The organism is Thalassospira sp. (assembly GCF_048059015.1).
Lineage (GTDB): Bacteria > Pseudomonadota > Alphaproteobacteria > Rhodospirillales > Thalassospiraceae > Thalassospira.
In genome coordinates this window covers 64,109-81,694 of the sequence record NZ_JBLLNT010000020.1, presented here as the reverse complement: position 1 = coordinate 81,694, position 17,586 = coordinate 64,109, and the positions used below count along the sequence as shown (strand labels likewise).

16 protein-coding genes and 4 pseudogenes are annotated in these 17,586 nt (G+C 51.7%); 6 read left to right on the top strand and 14 right to left on the bottom strand.

From position 1 onward, the window contains the following. Nucleotides 1-249, top strand: a 249-nt coding sequence (locus ACMZ66_RS21055) for a hypothetical protein (protein WP_416940344.1), incomplete at its 5' end; no start/stop codon positions are given. A 232-nt stretch (nucleotides 250-481) separates the two neighbouring features. Here the strand turns inward: ACMZ66_RS21055 and ACMZ66_RS21050 are convergent. From ACMZ66_RS21050 to ACMZ66_RS21015, 8 genes and pseudogenes are all read right to left on the bottom strand, one after another. Then, nucleotides 482-1,462: an ABC transporter substrate-binding protein gene (locus ACMZ66_RS21050; protein WP_416940342.1), complete on the bottom strand. Its 981-nt coding sequence runs from the start codon at nucleotides 1,460-1,462 to the stop codon at nucleotides 482-484. A gap of 13 nt (nucleotides 1,463-1,475) precedes the next feature. Beyond that, nucleotides 1,476-1,634, bottom strand: a pseudogene (locus tag ACMZ66_RS21045) (ABC transporter substrate-binding protein); the annotation flags it as partial. 377 nt (nucleotides 1,635-2,011) lie between these two features. Further along, nucleotides 2,012-3,178, bottom strand: a complete 1,167-nt coding sequence (locus tag ACMZ66_RS21040) for a xylulokinase (protein ID WP_416940354.1) — start codon at nucleotides 3,176-3,178, stop codon at nucleotides 2,012-2,014. A gap of 13 nt (nucleotides 3,179-3,191) precedes the next feature. Beyond that, nucleotides 3,192-3,557 (bottom strand): FGGY family carbohydrate kinase, encoded by a 366-nt coding sequence (locus ACMZ66_RS21035; RefSeq protein WP_416940340.1) that lies wholly within the window; start codon nucleotides 3,555-3,557, stop codon nucleotides 3,192-3,194. Between the two features lie 14 nt (nucleotides 3,558-3,571). Next, complete coding sequence (locus tag ACMZ66_RS21030; protein ID WP_416940352.1) at nucleotides 3,572-3,961, bottom strand: FAD-binding oxidoreductase; 390 nt, start codon at nucleotides 3,959-3,961, stop codon at nucleotides 3,572-3,574. Beyond that, nucleotides 3,871-4,386 carry an FAD-binding oxidoreductase gene (locus ACMZ66_RS21025; protein WP_416940351.1) on the bottom strand — a complete coding sequence of 172 codons (516 nt, stop codon included), beginning with the start codon at nucleotides 4,384-4,386 and terminating at the stop codon, nucleotides 3,871-3,873. The genes ACMZ66_RS21030 and ACMZ66_RS21025 overlap by 91 nt, the downstream gene beginning before the upstream one ends. Nucleotides 4,387-4,482: 96 nt before the next feature. Further along, nucleotides 4,483-4,883 (bottom strand): annotated as a pseudogene (locus ACMZ66_RS21020) (FAD-binding oxidoreductase); the annotation flags it as partial. Nucleotides 4,884-5,155: 272 nt separating this feature from the next. Then, nucleotides 5,156-6,202, bottom strand: coding sequence for a LacI family DNA-binding transcriptional regulator (locus ACMZ66_RS21015; protein WP_416940338.1), 1,047 nt, complete (start codon nucleotides 6,200-6,202; stop codon nucleotides 5,156-5,158). A gap of 190 nt (nucleotides 6,203-6,392) precedes the next feature. Here ACMZ66_RS21015 and ACMZ66_RS21010 point away from each other — a divergent pair. From ACMZ66_RS21010 to ACMZ66_RS20990, 5 genes and pseudogenes are all read left to right on the top strand, one after another. After that, nucleotides 6,393-7,935, top strand: a pseudogene (locus ACMZ66_RS21010) (choline dehydrogenase); the annotation flags it as partial. Between the two features lie 9 nt (nucleotides 7,936-7,944). Then, a complete protein-coding gene (locus ACMZ66_RS21005) occupies nucleotides 7,945-8,121 on the top strand; it encodes a hypothetical protein (protein ID WP_416940356.1) in 177 nt (58 codons plus the stop codon). A gap of 25 nt (nucleotides 8,122-8,146) precedes the next feature. Further along, nucleotides 8,147-9,271, top strand: a complete 1,125-nt coding sequence (locus ACMZ66_RS21000; protein ID WP_416940336.1) for a PLP-dependent aminotransferase family protein — start codon at nucleotides 8,147-8,149, stop codon at nucleotides 9,269-9,271. Between the two features lie 42 nt (nucleotides 9,272-9,313). Further along, nucleotides 9,314-10,027, top strand: coding sequence for an SDR family NAD(P)-dependent oxidoreductase (locus tag ACMZ66_RS20995; RefSeq protein ID WP_416940334.1), 714 nt, complete (start codon nucleotides 9,314-9,316; stop codon nucleotides 10,025-10,027). Between the two features lie 13 nt (nucleotides 10,028-10,040). Beyond that, nucleotides 10,041-11,348 carry a hydroxyacid-oxoacid transhydrogenase gene (locus tag ACMZ66_RS20990; RefSeq protein WP_416940332.1) on the top strand — a complete coding sequence of 436 codons (1,308 nt, stop codon included), beginning with the start codon at nucleotides 10,041-10,043 and terminating at the stop codon, nucleotides 11,346-11,348. Here the strand turns inward: ACMZ66_RS20990 and ACMZ66_RS20985 are convergent. The 6 genes and pseudogenes from ACMZ66_RS20985 to ACMZ66_RS20960 form a co-directional block, all read right to left on the bottom strand. Continuing rightward, nucleotides 11,335-11,855 (bottom strand): annotated as a pseudogene (locus ACMZ66_RS20985) (DDE-type integrase/transposase/recombinase). The gene ACMZ66_RS20990 and the pseudogene ACMZ66_RS20985 sit on opposite strands and share 14 nt — an antisense overlap. 322 nt (nucleotides 11,856-12,177) lie before the next feature. Further along, on the bottom strand, nucleotides 12,178-12,840 hold the full coding sequence (locus tag ACMZ66_RS20980) for an HlyD family efflux transporter periplasmic adaptor subunit (RefSeq protein WP_416940330.1): 663 nt from the start codon (nucleotides 12,838-12,840) through the stop codon (nucleotides 12,178-12,180). Between the two features lie 11 nt (nucleotides 12,841-12,851). Then, nucleotides 12,852-13,448: a biotin/lipoyl-binding protein gene (locus tag ACMZ66_RS20975; protein WP_416940328.1), complete on the bottom strand. Its 597-nt coding sequence runs from the start codon at nucleotides 13,446-13,448 to the stop codon at nucleotides 12,852-12,854. 112 nt (nucleotides 13,449-13,560) lie between these two features. Then, complete coding sequence (locus ACMZ66_RS20970) at nucleotides 13,561-15,801, bottom strand: peptidase domain-containing ABC transporter (protein ID WP_416940326.1); 2,241 nt, start codon at nucleotides 15,799-15,801, stop codon at nucleotides 13,561-13,563. Next, nucleotides 15,798-16,139 carry a hypothetical protein gene (locus ACMZ66_RS20965; RefSeq protein WP_416940324.1) on the bottom strand — a complete coding sequence of 114 codons (342 nt, stop codon included), beginning with the start codon at nucleotides 16,137-16,139 and terminating at the stop codon, nucleotides 15,798-15,800. The genes ACMZ66_RS20970 and ACMZ66_RS20965 overlap by 4 nt, the downstream gene beginning before the upstream one ends. Further along, on the bottom strand, nucleotides 16,139-17,551 hold the full coding sequence (locus ACMZ66_RS20960; protein WP_416940322.1) for an ABC transporter transmembrane domain-containing protein: 1,413 nt from the start codon (nucleotides 17,549-17,551) through the stop codon (nucleotides 16,139-16,141). Before ACMZ66_RS20960 ends, ACMZ66_RS20965 begins: the two co-directional genes overlap by 1 nt. Nucleotides 17,552-17,586: the final 35 nt, after the last annotated feature.

The following is a 17,586-nucleotide window of genomic DNA, read 5'->3' as shown; positions in this document are numbered from 1 at the left end:
TGGGGGCTTCTGGTCCAACTGATTGCTGAAGAAAGGCCGGCGGAGTTCGTATCCGAACTGGTGACATTCTATGAAGATATCGGTTTGCCAACGCGTTTGAGCAAGCTCGGATTCAACAATTTGATGGATTCGCAAATCCAGGAAATAGCAACGGTTACACACCGGGAGGCGCCATATATCAAAAATCTTGCAATACCGCTCTCTGTTGACCGTCTTATCGAGTGCATTAAGGAAGTAGAGCGGCAATAAGAAAACGCCGCCGGCAAATGCCGACGGCGCCTTTCCAATTGTGGTTCTTATGCAAACCACCAGCGTTCAAAGAACATCCTGCCATCAACTTCATTGTTGTTCGCGATTTCTCCGTGTCTGATCTTGTCGCTTGTCGCGAAAATGTCATTCGCAAACATCGGTACGATTGTGCCGGCGTCATCCCGAACAATTCGTTGCATTTCACTATACATTTCGGCCCGCATTGCTTCGTTTAGCTCGGCTCGTGCGGCGAGCAGCAACGTATTAAATCTTCATTGTCCCAGAAAGTCGCATTCCAACCGGCTCCACCCTTGTAGCCGATCGTAAAGATACCATCGGGCATCGGAGTCCCGAACCAGTACGAAGCAACCCATGGCTTGTGCTGCCATACATTGGACCAATAGCCATCCTTCGGTTCGCGTACGACCTCGATGTTGATGCCGCCTGACCTTGCATATTCCTTGTACAGAACGGCCGCATCGACGGCGCCGGCAAACGCCGCATCCGATGCGCTCAGTTTGACGTCAAGCGACGTCAGTCCAGCCTTTTTCAGATGGTATTTTGCCTTGTCCGGATCGTATGTTCTTTGTTCAAGATCCTTGTCGAAAAACCGGTAGGCCGGGCTGATAGGGTTATCGTTACCGACTACACCATGACCGAACAACATGGCCTGCAGCATGGCATCCCGATCCAGGGCGTGTTTTGCAGCAAGCCTGATGTTCACATCATCGAACGGGGCGGTGTTTGTAAGCGTTTCGAAGGTGTAGTGAAGTTTGCTTGGCACTTCCTCGACGATGACACCGTCCCGTTCAGCCAGCAGGCTGGCTGTCTTCGGTGCAACGCGATCGATTGCGTCCACATCACCGCTGACCAACGCGCTCTGCCGTGTGCTCACATCATGGATCGTCAGTAGTTCGCAGGTATCGAAGTTGCCTCTTTCGCCTGACATCCAGTAATCCGGATTTCGTGCAAAAGCCGCACGAACCCCCGGTTCGTATTCTTTCAGGATATAAGCACCGCACCCGACATGAGACTGCCAATCGAGCGATCCGTCGGCGTTGGCCGGATAAATCGGGAAGTTGAATTCGCCCATCTTGAAAGGAAAGTCCGCATCGCCGGCTTCCAACTCGAACACAACGGTATGAGACCCATCCGCCCGAATATCCTTGACTGGATCGACCAGCGTTTTCGCGCCCGACTTGGAATCTTTCACCTCTATGATGGTTTATCGAGGCGATCACGTCATTCGCTGTGAACTTACGCCCATCATGGAAGGTCACACCCTTGCGCAGCTTGAAGGTCCAGGTAGAAGCGTCGGATGATGCAGACCACTCCTCGGCTAGTTTAGGACGCAGCGATCCATCCGGATTGATCTCGGTAAGCATATTTGTGATTGCGAAATGCATGGCCGTCAGCGCCCCATTAAGGATAAGGCCAGGATCCATCACATCTGTCGTTCCGCCATGCCCCATGGCCATCCGAAAATGACCCCCTTTCTTGGGTCCAGCGGCAAGCGCTTTCTTGCTTGTCAGCGAGGCTGCAAGACCGGTGGCAATGCCGCCACCGATACCAATTGCCGACAGGCTCCGCACAAAGCTGCGACGGTCGATTTTCCCATTCAGCATCATATTCTCTGTTTGCTTCATCTCAGACATTTCATCCTCCGTTTAAACATGTTGTTGTTCTCATTTTCCCGCAAATCTCTAGGTGGATTTGCTTAAACTAAAACGTTTTACTCTTTAAACAAAAATGCAATCCATTCTCACACTCTGATAGATTCTTGCATATCAGTGATGCGATGATTGATTGCGGCCAGCTTGGCCTGTGACTCCTTGTAAATTGAAAAAACTTCCTGATAGAACTCGTGTAAAGACCGGTTTGGTTCAATTCGCTCTGTGATCTTGACGCATCGATCAACAGCGTCGAGTTCACTTGAGAATACTCCGGCCCCAACGCCGGCAATAAGCGCCGCGCCGTAGGACGCATCACCATTTTCGGGAACTTCTATGGGCGAGCCAATCACATTACACACGATCTCCCGCCAGGTTTTGCTCCTGGTGCCGCCGCCGATAATGCGGGTGCTAAGCAGCTGAAGACCCTGCGTCCGGAGCGACTCCAGGCAATCCAAAAGCGAGAATGCTATCCCTTCATACATTGCTCTTACGAAGTGGCCTCTTGTGTGTTGCATGGTGATGCCGATGAAGTCCGCACGGAGCTTAGGATCCCAGTAGGGTGAACGTTCGCCTTGCAGATAAGGGTGAAACAGCAAACCGTTTGAGCCAGGCGGTATTGTCGATGCCAACCGTTCCATTACATCGAAGGCGTCCGTTTTGTCAGTTTCCGGTTCACCTGGTGCATGTCCGGTAAAAAATTGATCTCGCAGCCATCGATGTGCCGATGCACAGGAATTTGTACCGGTTATTGTAAACCCAAAGCCTGGCAGAACATGGGGGTAATCGATCACTTCGTTATGATGAGCCAGATGATCGGTAACGACAGATACTGTGCCGGCCGTTGCAAGCTTGATTACGCCCTGACCCGGCTTCACGGCACCCGCCCCATAGCATTCTACAGCCGTATCCATCGTGCCGGCTATTACAAGCGTGCTTGTTGACAGGCCTGTGTCGTCCGCTGCGCGCCGGGAAACGGTGCCTACCTGATCAACCGGGTTCACAATCGGCGGCAACAGGTCGACCTCAATATCAGCCATGGCACATAGCTCTTCTGACCATGTTTGAGACTGCGCATCTGCGAACAGAGTTCCTACCGCGTCCACCCTATCTGTTTGCCAGGCGCCTGATATCCGGAATCTCAGGTAATCCTTGGCAACCATAATTTTTGCAATACGGGCAAAGGCGTCAGGTTCGTTTCGTTTCAGCCACTTTAGCTGAGGCAGAGTCCAGGTCGGGTTTGGTGAATTGAATCCGATCCGGCGTATCTCATCACCGAATTGATTCTAGCTCGCGCGATTCAGCGCCACTTCGCTGGTCGCTCCACATAATCGCAGGTCGGATTAACCGGTCGTTCTTGTCGAGGAGAACCGGGGTATGAGCGCCGGCGGAAAACGAGACAGCTTTGATTTCAGCAGAGTCGATATTCGCTTCGCTGATCGCTGCGGGAACAGCGTTGCATAGGCTCTGATACCACTCCTCCGGGTCCTGTTCGGCCCAGCCTGGCTGTTTTGATTCTGTCCGAACCGGTGAAGACGCAGAACCGAGCACAACCCCATCCACCCCAATAATGGTAGCTTTCAGGCTGCCTGCACCCAGGTCAATTCCCATCAATCGTGGGACTGTCGACACCGCCATGTTCCTCCTAAAAATTATTCATCAACGCCGACTAAAAGTTTGCCCGGATTAAACAGTCCCAAGGGATCGAGGCCTTTTTTCAACTGTGACAACACCTCATAACCTCCCCCCAAATCCTCAGCGAGCCATTTCTCTCGGAAAAATCCAATTCCATGGTGATGGCTGATCGAGCCCCCCATATCAAGACAGCCTCTCATTACGATGCTCCAGATATCCGAGTGCATTGTGAACCCTGCATCATCAGGCATAGCGGGCAGTTTCATGGTCATGTACATACAGGCACCATCGGAATAAGCATGTGACCAATGCGCATTCAAATGCGCGGTAGGATGCATTTCGGACACTTTCTTCCGGATGGAATTGTACATTCCTTCAACTTTCGACCAAGGCGCAGAAACTTCAATCGTGTCATAGAAACCACCGGCGTCGACATGCGCATCCGAATGCGACTTGAAGCGTACCGATTTCCATCTTTAATCGGGCTCTCGCCTATGAAAGTGCCGCCATGCTGGTTGAAAATAGCGCCAGCTTCAGCAAACTCAGCATCGGCAACCAGTTTACGCCCGGCAAACTCAATCATGCACAAGACCGATTGCTTGTCTTTGGCCAGATCGTCCTGTCCCCACCGCTCGCTTTCACCTCTGTCGTAGAGCCTCAACAATGTGGGTCGCAGACCTGCCTGCATGACCCCCCGAAGAGCGTCCAACCCGTCTCCTAGAGTCGGAAAACAAACCACGCTTTCAATTGTATGGGCCGGACGTCGCCAGATTTTCAGTGTAACTTCGGCAACCAGACCAAGAACACCCTCGGACCCTATAAAGATATCCATCAGACTGGGACCCACGGAACGCCGCGGTACGTGCCGGATGGTGACGGTCTTGCCATTAGGCAGGATCACTTTCATACCGACAATCATGTTCTCTATGTTGCCATAGTATGTTGATCCTTGCCCGGACCCTCGACATGCAGCCCAACCGCCGACTGTCGACATATCCAGTGATTGGGGATAATGGCCGCAGGTATAGCCTCGTTCATTGAGCGCATCTTCCAGAGTACGACCGTTTACACCCGCCTCTACCCTTACAACATTATTGGTTTCATCAATCTCCAAATCCGGTCCAGCTTTCTCAGCGAAACAATCAATTCACCGTCAAGGGCAACGGTTCCACCCAGAACACCAGACCCATTTCCATATGGTATGACGGAAAGATTGTTGCTGGTGGCGAACTCAACGGCCTTCGTCAACTGCTCGATGGTCGTCGGTTCCAGCACCGCATTCGGCAATGCTCGGGTCAACCGGCCTGATCGATGCTGAAAGCGCCCCATCGGCAGGCGGTCACGACTGTGGGCCAACCTTGACTCGAAATCGGAATGTACGTGTTCCTCGCCAAATTCTGACTTCAGGGCACTCAGCCAGAACGGACTTTCGCTGCCGACAACAACGTTGCGGGCGTCCTCGATCTTTGGTGTCGCAATGTAGGAGTTTGTCAAAATCTGCTGCAAAGTCTCTGATCCGCCAAAATAGTAAAACGATTTACTGGCACAGTTAACAGCGAAACCTTTCGGCCTGTCAATAGGTCGATATTCAATGCTAAGCGTTAGATGCTTTTTTTACTGGCGGGCTTTTTTGGTTTTGCGGTTGAGGCGCGCACAACAATTACAGTTTCCTCAAGCATTTGTTTGTCGATCGCAGGCACGCCCTCGATATGGTTGATCAGGCTCATAGCAGCTTCAACTCCCATCTGTTCCAGAGGAGTTTTAACGGTGGTCAAGGGAGGCGCAAGAATCTCGGCGATCGCGCCATCATTGAAACCAATAACGGAAATATCCCTGGGCACTTTTACGCCGCTGTCCCGAAAGACGCTCATCGCACCTGCAGCGACAAACAGCGTGGATGCGAATACCGCAGTAGGTCTTTCAGCGTCAGAGTTCAAAAGGGCCTGTGCTGCGGCCGCACCGCCCTCCAGGGTATACCCTGCTTCAAAAACCAATGATTTATCGAACTTCAGACCCGATGATTCCAGGCCATCCTTGTATCCCTGGAAGCGGCATTTGGAGTTGTATCTTTTTGGAGACCCGGAAAGATGGGCGATCCGGCGATGGCCCAGCGATACAAGATATTCTATGGCCTTTTTTGATCCGCCTCTGTCGTCGATAACGACATGGTGACCTGCGCCCCTTGCCTTGCGATTAACCAGAACATAGGGACTTCCGAGTTCATTCAGCGTAGTTATTCCGACTTTCTCATCTTGCAGTGTTGCCACGATAAGTCCGTCTACGTGGTTCTGCCGAACCAGCCTTTCATAGATGCCGGATTCTGACATTCCGGTATCACGATGCGCTATCAAAAGTGAATAACCCCTTTCTGCTGCCGCTCGTTCCGCGCCAATAATGATACGGGCATGCACAGGGTTGTCGAGCTCCGGCACGATGATGCCGAGCGAATAAGTCCTGGAAGTTCGCAACCCACGAGCGACGGGGTTAGGTTTATACTTTAACTTTTTGGCCGCCTCGGTAATCCTGTTTCTCGTCTCGTCACGAACGACGAAAGATTTGTCTCCGCTCAAGACTCGAGAGACAGCGGCAAGCGATACGCCTGCCTCCTTGGCAACATCTGTGATTGTCGGGGCCTGATGCTTGGGCATCGTTACTTTCTGCCTGATTAGGCGCAGCGAGCGTCATGTTGAAGGGCCAATACTGTATTCGCAGTACTGCTGCGGTCAACAACTACATGCTACGGTATCTCTCTATATCACTCCGATTCGCCTTGTATTCGGTAAAAAACAGCTGACACAAAAATATGTTAGTAAAACGATTTAGTATTTGCTAGGCTGGATGCCTGAAAAAAGTAAGGATCATACAGAAAAGGCCTCTCGAATGGTCGAACAGGAATATGATTTCATTATAGTCGGTGCTGGTTCAGCTGGCTGTGTGCTGGCCGACCGACTGAGTGAAGACTCCTCATGCAAGGTGCTCGTTCTTGAGTACGGTGGCCGTGACAACAGCGTATTCATTCAGATGCCTGCGGCATGCTATATACCTATGACCAAGAAAAAGTACGACTGGGGTTTGATGACAGAACCCGAGCCGGGACTGAAAGGGCGCCGCATTCATCACGCGCGAGGCAAGGTAATCGGCGGGACCTCTTCCATCAATGGTATGTGTTACGTTCGAGGTCATCCCGGTGACTTCGATCAATGGGCGGATTTGGGCGCGACAGGATGGTCCTACCAGGAATGCCTTCCCTATTTCCGGAGAGCGGAGCAGTGCCAGTACGGTGCCGATTCCTATCGTGGTGGTGACGGGCCGTTGTATACCTGCAATGGCAACAATATGGACAATCCGCTTTATCATGCATTTATCGAGTCGGGTGTGCAGGCCGGATATCTAAAGTCGGAAGATGTCAACGGATACCAGCAGGAAGGCTTTGGCAGAATGGATTTGACGATCAGGAACGGCGTCAGATCATCAACCGCAAACGCTTATCTGAAACCGGCAATGAAGCGACAAATCTCGATGTCCAAATGCATGCTCTTTCCCGACGAATTTTATTTGAGGGAAAAAAAGCCATTGGTGTGGAGTATGAGAAGGATGGAGCAATCAGAACTGCCAAAGCAACACGCGACATCATCTTAAGTGCCGGACCATTCAACTCACCGAAGCTACTGATGCTTTCCGGAATTGGAAATGCGCCCGATCTCAAGGCCCAGGGAATCGATGTGCTGCATCACCTACCCGGTGTCGGCGAAAACCTGCAGGATCATCTTGGTGTATCCCTTCACTATGAATGCCCTAAACCGATAACATTGAACGGAAAACTTAACTGGTACTCAAAGGCTTTAGCCGGTCTAAGATGGCTTATATTCAAAGATGGCATCGGCGCCACTCCACATTATGAAGCGAACGGCTATATTCGCAGCAAGCCGGGGATTCCGTTTCCGGACATCCAGTATCATTTCAATCCGGTGGCAGCGGTATTTGATGGATCAAGCACATTCAAAGGGCATGGGTTCCACGCGTTCATAAGTCATGGAAAGCCATTCAGTCGTGGTCATGTAAGACTCCGCTCCGATGATCCCAGGGAATCGCCTGAGATCCTGTTTAATTATCTCCAGCACGAAGATGACAGGGCTGCGCTCAGAAACGGTGTCAGGCTGACACGAGAAATTATCGCACAAGCAGGTTTTGACTCGTATCGAGATTCGGAATTCGACCGGGCGCATCGATTTCCGGTGACGATGAACTGGATGACTGGATCGCAGAAAACTCCAACACATCCTATCACCCTTCCTGTACCTGCAAAATGGGAACGGACGAACTCTCCGTTGCGGATCCCGAAACCAGAGTGCATGGCCTGGAGAATCTGCGTGTTGTTGATTCTTCCATCATGCCTGTCATTACCAACGCCAATCTCAATGCTCCGACCATCATGATGGCCGAAAAAGCGTCAGACATCATCCTTGGAAAACAGCCGCTGCCATCTGCCAATCAACCGAGCTACTTCGCCGAAGACTGGCGCGACCGGCAACGCACCGGTGCGCCGGAACGCCCCTATGCGCGCTGATTCCGGCGCTATACAGAGTTCCCAGATGGTGGATTACAAATTCGATTTCGGAACCGGCAATACGAACCCGGAAACCTTTCCTTCCGAAGCTTTCGCAAAGGCTGCCGGACGTGTCATACCCGGTCTGTCGGAGAGTTTGAGCCATTATCCTGGGAAGTATGGACACGAAGGCCTGAGACGTCTCATGGCGGACCGTGAATTCGACCGAGAAGGTGTTCGTGTCGATCCGCAAAACATGATTCTGACGAATGGCTCCATGCAAGCCATAACACTCATCGCACAGACTTTCTGCAGGCATGAGAACAGTTGCATTGTCATGGAAGAATTCTGTTATCCAGGATCTGTTAATGCTTTTGCTGATATGGGAATCGATATGGTCGGCGTTCCCTGTGATGACCACGGAATGCAAACCAGCGAACTGGAATCCATTCTCTCTACTCTGGTCAGCCAAGATCGAAAGCCGGGGTTTATCTATACATTACCGACTTACCAGAACCCTACAGGGACGGTGATGCCCGTGGAAAGGCGGCGCGAACTTCTGGACGTAGCGAGAAAGTTCGGCTGCATTCTGGTAGAAGACAACTGTTACGCAGATGTTCACTACGATGGCGAAAAACCACCCGCTTTGTATGCCATGGCCAGTGATGTGCGGCACATCTACCTCTCTTCACTGTCAAAGATATTCGCGCCGGGTATTAGGCTGGGATACCTGATAGCGGAACCACCGTTGTTAAATGAAATTCTGCCCCATCGGCACGATGCCGGCCCGAACACGCTGGCTGCCGCCGTCACTGAAGAATACCTGCGCGGGCAACTCTGGCAGCACATCGACAGAACAAATGCTGCGCTAAAACTGAAACGAGATGCAATGCTGAATACTCTCGAGACGCATTGCGGTAATCTGTGCTCATACGTATCCCCTGCGGGAGGATTGTTCATATGGGTACAGCTCGCCGGTTCAATTGACGTTGACCGGCTGGAGAAAGAAGCAGAGGCATCGTCATTGAGATATCTGCCGGGCCGCAACTTCCACATTAACGGAAACGATGTGCCCTACTTAAGACTGGCGTTCGGATACCCTTCCGTATCCCAGATTGAGGCCGGTATACGCCAGCTTGCCGAATGCATGAAAAGATCAAACAGAGACTAGGACCGGCAACAGGTGACTATTGTACTTTTTTAGGAGGTTTGAATGCTAATACCGCAAGGTCGTGTGATAATGGTTGCCGGAGCCAGTGGCGGCATCGGCAACTCTATAGCCAAATGTCTGTTCAGTAAGGGATACAGTCTTAGCCTTGGCGCGCGAAAACTGGACAAACTAACTGCCTGGGCAGCACAGGAGGACAGCGACCGGATCCTGGTCCATGCTTATGAAGCTACTGATCCTACCAACAACAAGGAATGGGTAAAGGCGACGGTTGATCGATTTGGACGAATAGACGGATTGGTAAACAGCGCCGGCATGGGCGGCATGGTGAATCTGGAAGACGAGGATGAGGAAACGTTCGACAAGCTCTGGGAAGTAAACGCCAAAGGGCCTATGCGAATGACCCGGCTTACTCTTCCCTATCTCAGAAAGTCCGGAAGCGGGCGAATTGTGAATGTCTCTTCTCTCTCCGGCAAGCGTGTCACCAATGACGGAACAGGCTACGCGTTAAGCAAATTTGCTTTGCAGGCAGTAACGCATGCGACACGGCGTGCAGGTTGGGACGATGGGGTGCGGGCAGTGGCGCTCTGTCCAAGCTGGGTGAACACCGATATGGCCGCCAGTGCGACCGGCATTTCGCGTGATGACATGATCCAACCCGATGATCTGGCGGAACTGACGGCTACGGTTATGGCCCTGCCGAACGGAGCGGCGGTCGCTGAGCTTCTTGTCAATTGTACGCTGGGCGATCTTTTCTAGGCGGGAACCGGGAATGTCTTGTTGCCATTACTATGCATCGGCGGAGGGCGGCGATACCGCTTTCAGTGTCGATACCAACGCAATTACGTTTGGTAAAGGGTGCCTGGCGGAAGCGGGAGATGTTGCCGCGGCTTTGGGAATTCGGCGCATTGCACTTTTTACAGACAAAGTCCTGGCAAAATTGCCGCATGTTGAGACTGTCAGGCAATCTCTGATAGCCTCGGGCCTGGACGTAGTGGTCTACGACGAGACCCGCGTGGAACCGACAGATACCTCGTTCAAAACGGCCAGCCGGTTCGCGAGTGAAGGCAGGTTCGATGGGTTCATTTCCGTTGGTGGCGGGTCAGTCATCGATACCTGCAAAGCAGCAAACTTGTATTCAAGCCATCCGGCTGATTTCCTGACCTATGTGAACGCACCCATTGGCGACGGACAGCAACCCCCGTCTGCGTTAAAGCCGCATATCGCCTGCCCGACGACATCCGGTACCGGCAGTGAATGCACCGGCATCGCCGTATTTGATCTGCTGGCAATGAAAGCAAAAACAGGCATCGTATCGAAGTATCTGCGTCCTACCCGGGCGCTGGTCGATCCACTTTGCACCCATTCAATGCCGAAAAATGTCGTCGCTGCCAGCGCCTTCGATGTTCTGTCCCATGCTCTCAAATCCTACACTGCACGACCTTACTCAATAAGACCGGGACCGGACCGGCCAAGTGAAAGGCCGATGAGTCAGGGAGCAAACCCATGGAGTGACATTGGTTGCAGGGAATCCCTGAGCATTCTAGGCCAATACATCGATCGTGCCGTCAACGATGGCGCCGATACAGAGGCGCGTGAGAAGTTGATGTGGGCCTCAACACTTGCAGGCATTGCCTTTGGGAACGCTGGCGTTCATCTGCCCCACGGTATGGCGTATTCGGTAGCAGGACTGGTGACGAACTATCAGCCTGATGGTTATCCTGATGAAGAGGCTATTTGCCCGCATGGTATTTCAGTAATAGTGAATGCCCCCAGTGTCTTTCGCTTTACAGCATCGGCCAGTCCGCACAGACATCTGGAAGCAGCGGGGTGGCTGGGCGCCGATTTGCTGGGTGCGTCAGAAGACGATGCTGCTGAAGTGCTTTCGTCACGGCTCATACATCTGATGAAGTCAACTGAGATGCCAAACGGTATTGGCGGTGTTGGGTACTGTGATGATGATATTGAAGCCCTGACGGCCGGTGCTTTTCCACAGCAACGATTGTTGCAGAATGCGCCGTGCGAGACGTCAGAGTCTGACCTGAAAAACCTCTTCGTGGATGCAATTACTTATTGGTAAGGGTGCTGTCGAACGAATTCGAACTCGTCTCCGCTGCCCTGGAATGAGGGACGAGGTATGCAGAACAAAGTTGCCGCCACTCGGAAAGTGCAGCGGATCGTTGAGGATTGAATTCGTCTCTTGAAACAAGATGTCTTTGAAAGTTGCAGTGGTTGAAAATGGCAGAGTGGACGGATGAGAATTTTTGCAGACTTCGTTTGAGCTTGAACCTGGACATGGCTCGCTCTCGTCGCCGAAACGGGAGATGAGAATTCTCAGCTCGATTGTTCTTCCACCGACCAATTTCCTGGGCTGCATGATTACCAACGATCTTCATTGCCGCACGATAGGACTTCAGCCGATCCGTCACAATGACCTTTGCCAGGCCATATCGTCTCATTGTTTTTTCAAGAATGCTGGTGCGGCTCTACGGTCGCGGCGTGCGGTGACACAGGATTCCAGCACCTCTCCTTCGTGGTCAACAGCACGCCACAGATAGTGGGCTTCTCCATTGACCTTCACGAACACCTCATCGAGATGCTACCGCCAATTTGAAACTGAACGGTTTGTAACGCGACGTTTCCGGATTTCGGCAGCAAACATTGGACTGAACCAGTTCCACCAGAACCGAACCGTTTCATGGCAAAGACGATGCACCGTTCATGCAGAAGATATTCTGCATTACGCAGCAATAGCGGAAACCGAATTTACAGCATTACCGCAAGCCGGATGATCTCGGGTGACGACTTGAAATAGCGGAATGGGGATTTTGTTATCGAAGCAGGCTATCCGGATACTCAAATTGCCTCAATCTAGTTTCTTCTGACACAGCCTTTGAGGTTCAGAAAACCTACCTTTCAGTGAACGCTTTGGTCAGAGCAACATAAACAGGACGGGTCAGATACTCCAAAAGCGTTTGTTCTCCAATAGCGATATCGGCCTGCACGGTCATGCCCGGAACAATCCGGTGGGTAACATCGCCGGCGGATATCGTATCGCTGTCCAGAACAATACGTCCTTTGAAATAAGCCTCACCTTTTTCGTTCGAATAGGTTGTAGGCGAAATCTGCGTCAACACGCCTGATACGATACCGTAACGCCGCGCATCGAAACCACTGACTGTTACTTTGGCAGGCTGGCCAATCTTCAGATGCCCGATATCTTTTGGTTCGATACTGGTTTCGACGACAACTTCCTCGTCCAGCGGGACAATTGTCATCAGGACATCTGCCAACTCGACAACCTCACCTGGCGTATTTACCTGAAGACGATGGACTACACCGGCTACCGGAGAGACGACACTCAACCTTTTAACGCGATCTCCCAGCCTTTCCAGATTCTGGCGAACCTCCGCAAGTTCAGCGAGAACATCACTCAGTTCTTCCATTGCGGTTGATCGTTCATTCAGTTTCAATTCCTTTATCTGGTTGCGCGCTTCTTCAATAGAGATACCAGCCTGTTCCTGCGACACGCGGGCTTCTGTCAGCGATCCCTGAACCTTCGATTGCTCCAACCGGGCTCCGATCAGGTTAACGCGCGAGCCATGACCTTTCTTGAAAGATCCTCCCGCATTTCTGCGACTTCTGTTACCAGTTTGTACTGGTCGTTCAGGCTTGCCGCCTGCTGTTTGAAAATGTCGACAGTTCTTTCGCGTTGTTCGATCTGGGCCTGTAAAACGGCGATGCGACCATTTACCCGCTCCCTTGTTGCCTGAACAGATACAAGCGCCTCTTCAACCAGTTCCGGATATTCGTCTTGAAGATCGGAATAGTCTATGGATTCTCGACCGTCGATAAGGGCCCGGAGCTTTCTCTCACGAATCGTCAAAGCCGCTTCACGCGCGCGAATTTGATCAAGCTCCGCCTGACGTAACGTCGGATCAAAGGTTAAAAGAACAGCGCCTTTTTCAACCAAACTTCCGTCCGAGACATTGATTTGCTGAATGATCCCACCTTCCAGATGTTGTACGACCCTTTCATCACCGCTGGGAATAATCTCACCCTTGGAAACGGCTACCGACGTAACAGACACAAAACCTGACCAGACTACACTGGCTATTACCAGCGCCACTGTCGAAGCCGCTGCAAAAAGTGCGAAATCTTGACGGTGCGATTTGTTCAAGAGCTTCCTCGCGAGTCAGGTAACTGATATCGCGTCTCGACATGCGCATTTTATGTCCAGCCATCTATCTTTCCTTTTCATCTTCCCGATGCGGGGTACGAAACTTTAGGCCTTACGGCGTTGGTACGGTGGGCAAACTACCCGGGGCCGGTGGAGGCTGTAACTGACCTTGAACCACGTGAGGTCGAGTCATGTTTGCTGCATAAATCAAGTCAAGCACTCGCTCAGGTTTATCGAACATACGAACCTGACCTTTTTCCAGATACAACAACCGATCACACAACAGCATATGGCTAGGCCGTTGCGTTACCATCAACACAGTCTTGTCGCCTCGCAAAAGCTCCAATGCGCGCAAAAAGAAGCGTTCATCATCTTCATCCAGAGAACTTGTAGGTTCATCGAAAACGTAGACCGGTGCATCTGTAAGGAAGGCCCGTGCCAATGCCAGTTGTCGGAGGAATCCTTGCGGCACCTGAGACTGCAGGCCATCCTTAAATGATGTTTCGAAACCCTGTGGCAACGCCTCGATCTTGTGCAGAATACCGGCCATTCTGCAGGCGCTTCGAACCTGTTCAAACGAGGCAGTCGGGTCCGCCAGTCGAATGTTTTCGTAAAGCGTTCCAGGAAATGCATGGTTTTTCTGAGGAACGTATCCAAGTGTCTGCCGCAGAGTGATTGGCCGAAGCTGTCTAAGATCAATCCCGTCGAGTGTCACCGAACCGCCTTGCGGCACGTATAGTCCCATTGCCAGTTTTGCCAGAGTCGATTTACCGGCCCCGCTTTCGCCGGCAATTCCTATCAGTTCTCCGGGATAAGCAGTAAAGCTCACACCAAGCATGGCCGGATTGGCATCGGCCGCATAGCGCATGCTGATCCTGTTGAATTCAATCTTCCCCTTAAATTCAATCGGTGTGACGGGACCATGACCCGGCTCTTGTTCTCGTCGGTACCCAAGAAGGTCGACTAATTGCTTCAGGCTTTGTTTAATTTGCTCAAGTCTGCTGGCCAGTGAAAACAATGTCTGGATAGGACCCAAAATCCGCCAGACAAGTATCATTGTTGCGATAAGAGCCCCCAAGGACATTGCACCGCTCGAAACTTGACCAACACCGATGCCCAAGGTTGCGACACCGGATATGAACATTATGGTCTGAGCAAGTGCGGTGCCACTGGAATGCAAACGATTGACATTGTAGTTGGCCCAGGAGGCATCGGCGGACAATTTACGCAAACGATCACGCCAAATCTGGGCACCGTCTTGTTGCTTCACAGAGCGCATCCACCACATTAGCTCGACAAGAAACGAGTAGCGATTGGATCTGGCCTTGCCGGCCTTTTTGGTTCTGTCGCTCAGTGCAGGCACAAAAAGCTTTGCAAGAACGAAATATGCCAAGCCAAGGCAGATAGGGATGATTGCAATCGGACCGCCGATCCAGAACAAAATTATGATGAACAGTAGAGTAAACGGCAGATCGAGGAGTATCCCGGCAAGCGGTCCGGAAAATATTTCACGAAAGCTATCGAAATCACGAATACGGGTGACCTGGCCACCGACCGGCGCACGCTCGGTCATCAGAGGGGGAAGGTGCAGAACCTGTGCAAACACTTTGAGCCCCACCTGATGGTCCAGTTTGGCGCCGATATAGGCCTGTGCCCGGGCTCTGACGATCCGTAGAAAAATCTCAAAGCAGACTGCGATACCAACGCCGATAACAAGCCAGTCCAAGGTCTCGATTGATTCCTTGGCGATGACCTGATCGTAAATCAGCATTATCGATAAAGGACCGGTTAGAGATAAAACATTTATCAAAAAGGCAATGCCAAAAGCCGACAGAATGACCGGTCGAAAATCTGACACCAGTTTTTTCAGCCATGTTTGAGCCCCGTCAGGGCCAGTCAGTATGTCCTCTTCTATTTCTTCAACAAGAAACAGCTCTCCGGCCGGAAGACGTTTTTCAAATCCGATATCACCGATGGAATCGGAAGCAGATAGTGTGAAACCTTTACCAACTCGGCCTTGTATAACCCTTGGCTTCCCTGTCCGATCTACAAACAAACAAGGACAGAGCGTTTCAGGAAGCGCGGTCGCCTTGCGCCGGAAAGGAATAGTGTTAACGCCCAGTCTAGCGAGAGTGTTTCGCAGATCTTCTGTGTTCAGTTGATGATCATTGGCCGGCAGAGCCTCGACAATCTTTCTGGAGGATCCGTACCATTCCAGCGCATCCAGTAGATTGAGCAAGGTACACAAAATCGGATTCGCCAAGGCATTTTCACCATACACATTTATGATGGCGCGTTGCCATTGGATCATCATTTCTTCAGGTGCCGATTGAGAAAGAGTGACGCCTGTCATGGCTTTTCATCCACAATCGGTTCGATGTCAGAAAAATCTGGGCGCTGATCTATGACTTCCACTATCTGGCCCTTGTCGAATTCAACCGCGAAGTCTGCAAGTTTGATCAAAGACGGACGATTAGTGATCATGACTATTGTGATGCTGCCTTTGATTTCCTGTATCAGTCCTCTGAACAAACGGTCGCTATCGAGATCGAATACTGAATACACCTCGTCCAGTAGCAATAGCTCAGGCGAGCGTGCTAATATTCTGACCAGAGCGATCAGTTGCTGAACACTACCGGGAAGAACATCGGAAGCGGTATCGCCAACCTGAGTGCTCAGACCTTTTGGCATCAAGGCGAGATCTTCGTCGAGGCCAAGCCGTTTGGCGAAATGAAGCGCCTTGGCGAGGTGCGATCTATCGCCGAAAAAGTCAAATTTTCCTGGATCGTACCACGATACAGAACCGCTTCCTGTTTGCCGTAACCGATATGATGCCTGAGCGCCTCGAAATCGACGTTTTCGGCATCAATTCCGTTGTATGTCAGGGTTCCCTGATCCGGTCGAGCGTATCCCGCCAAAAGGTCTAGGAACGCAGCCTTGCCTCCCCCAGCCGGACCTCTTACGGCGATAAAGGAGCCTTCCGGAATGCTAATATTAAGCTTGGACAATACCGGGAAATCCGGTGTGTTCCGATGGACAGTAACATTGTTGATTTCTATGTCACCGATGCGATCTGGTGTTACCTTTTTGGACCTGTATCTGTCATGCTCCTGTGGCAATGTCATAAGAGCATCGAGGCTTTCTTCGGCAAGCTTCAGATTCCGAGATTGAACCCAGAGACTGATCATCCTCATAAGCGGTTGTACTGCTCGTCCTGCCAACAATACACACGCTATCAACGATCCCCCTGTTATTGTTCCGCTTACCACTAACAAACTGCCAAAGGCCCCTGTTGCCACCATGGCCAGATTACTCAGAGTGGTTGTCATCGATTGGCCTAGGGACGATAGAAACGCAACTTTCTCAACGGATCTCACCAGCGGTCCCAGAATGCTCTCGTAGCGACGAAGGAACTGGGCTTCCATGCCAAGTCCCTTCACACTATGGATGCCGTTCAGGACCTGGAAAATGAAGTTGTAGCGCTGATCATCTAAGTCTGCTCTTTCCCGAATGGCAACATCCAGCCGATTGCCCAGTAAAATTGCAAAAACCGCGGCGGCACCTGCAACAGACAAAGGCGCGAGCACCAGATCGCCACCGATCAACCAGATCAGACACAGAAATATGGCAACAAAGGGCAGGTCCGAGACTGCGATCAAACCCTGCCCGGAATGAAAATCCCTTAACGGTTCAATAGCCGCCAATCGGTCGAGATGGGCGCTTGCAGGAGATTTTTCGAATTCGTCGATTTCCGCGCCGATCAACCGCCCGACGGCGCGAGTGCCTATCGCATGTTCGAATCTTGCCGCGGACCAGACTGTGATGTGGTTACGCACCGCCCTCAGCAGGTAGTCCAGCACTGCGACGACACCGATGCCTACCATCAGTATTGCAAACGTATCCATCGCGTCTTCCGGGACAATTCGATCATAGACCTGCAGAACGACCAATGGTAGGGCTAAACTGAGAATGTTCACTCCGAACGATACCAGCAAAACATCCATTCGGCTGAAGGCGGCCCGTGTAAAGGATCGCAGGAAACCACCCGCTGCAGGCGTGTCCGCTGCCCGTTTTAGTCTTGCGCTGTTACTGGATGCTGACACGATCTTTTCCACGAACTAATGAGGCACCGGCCGAA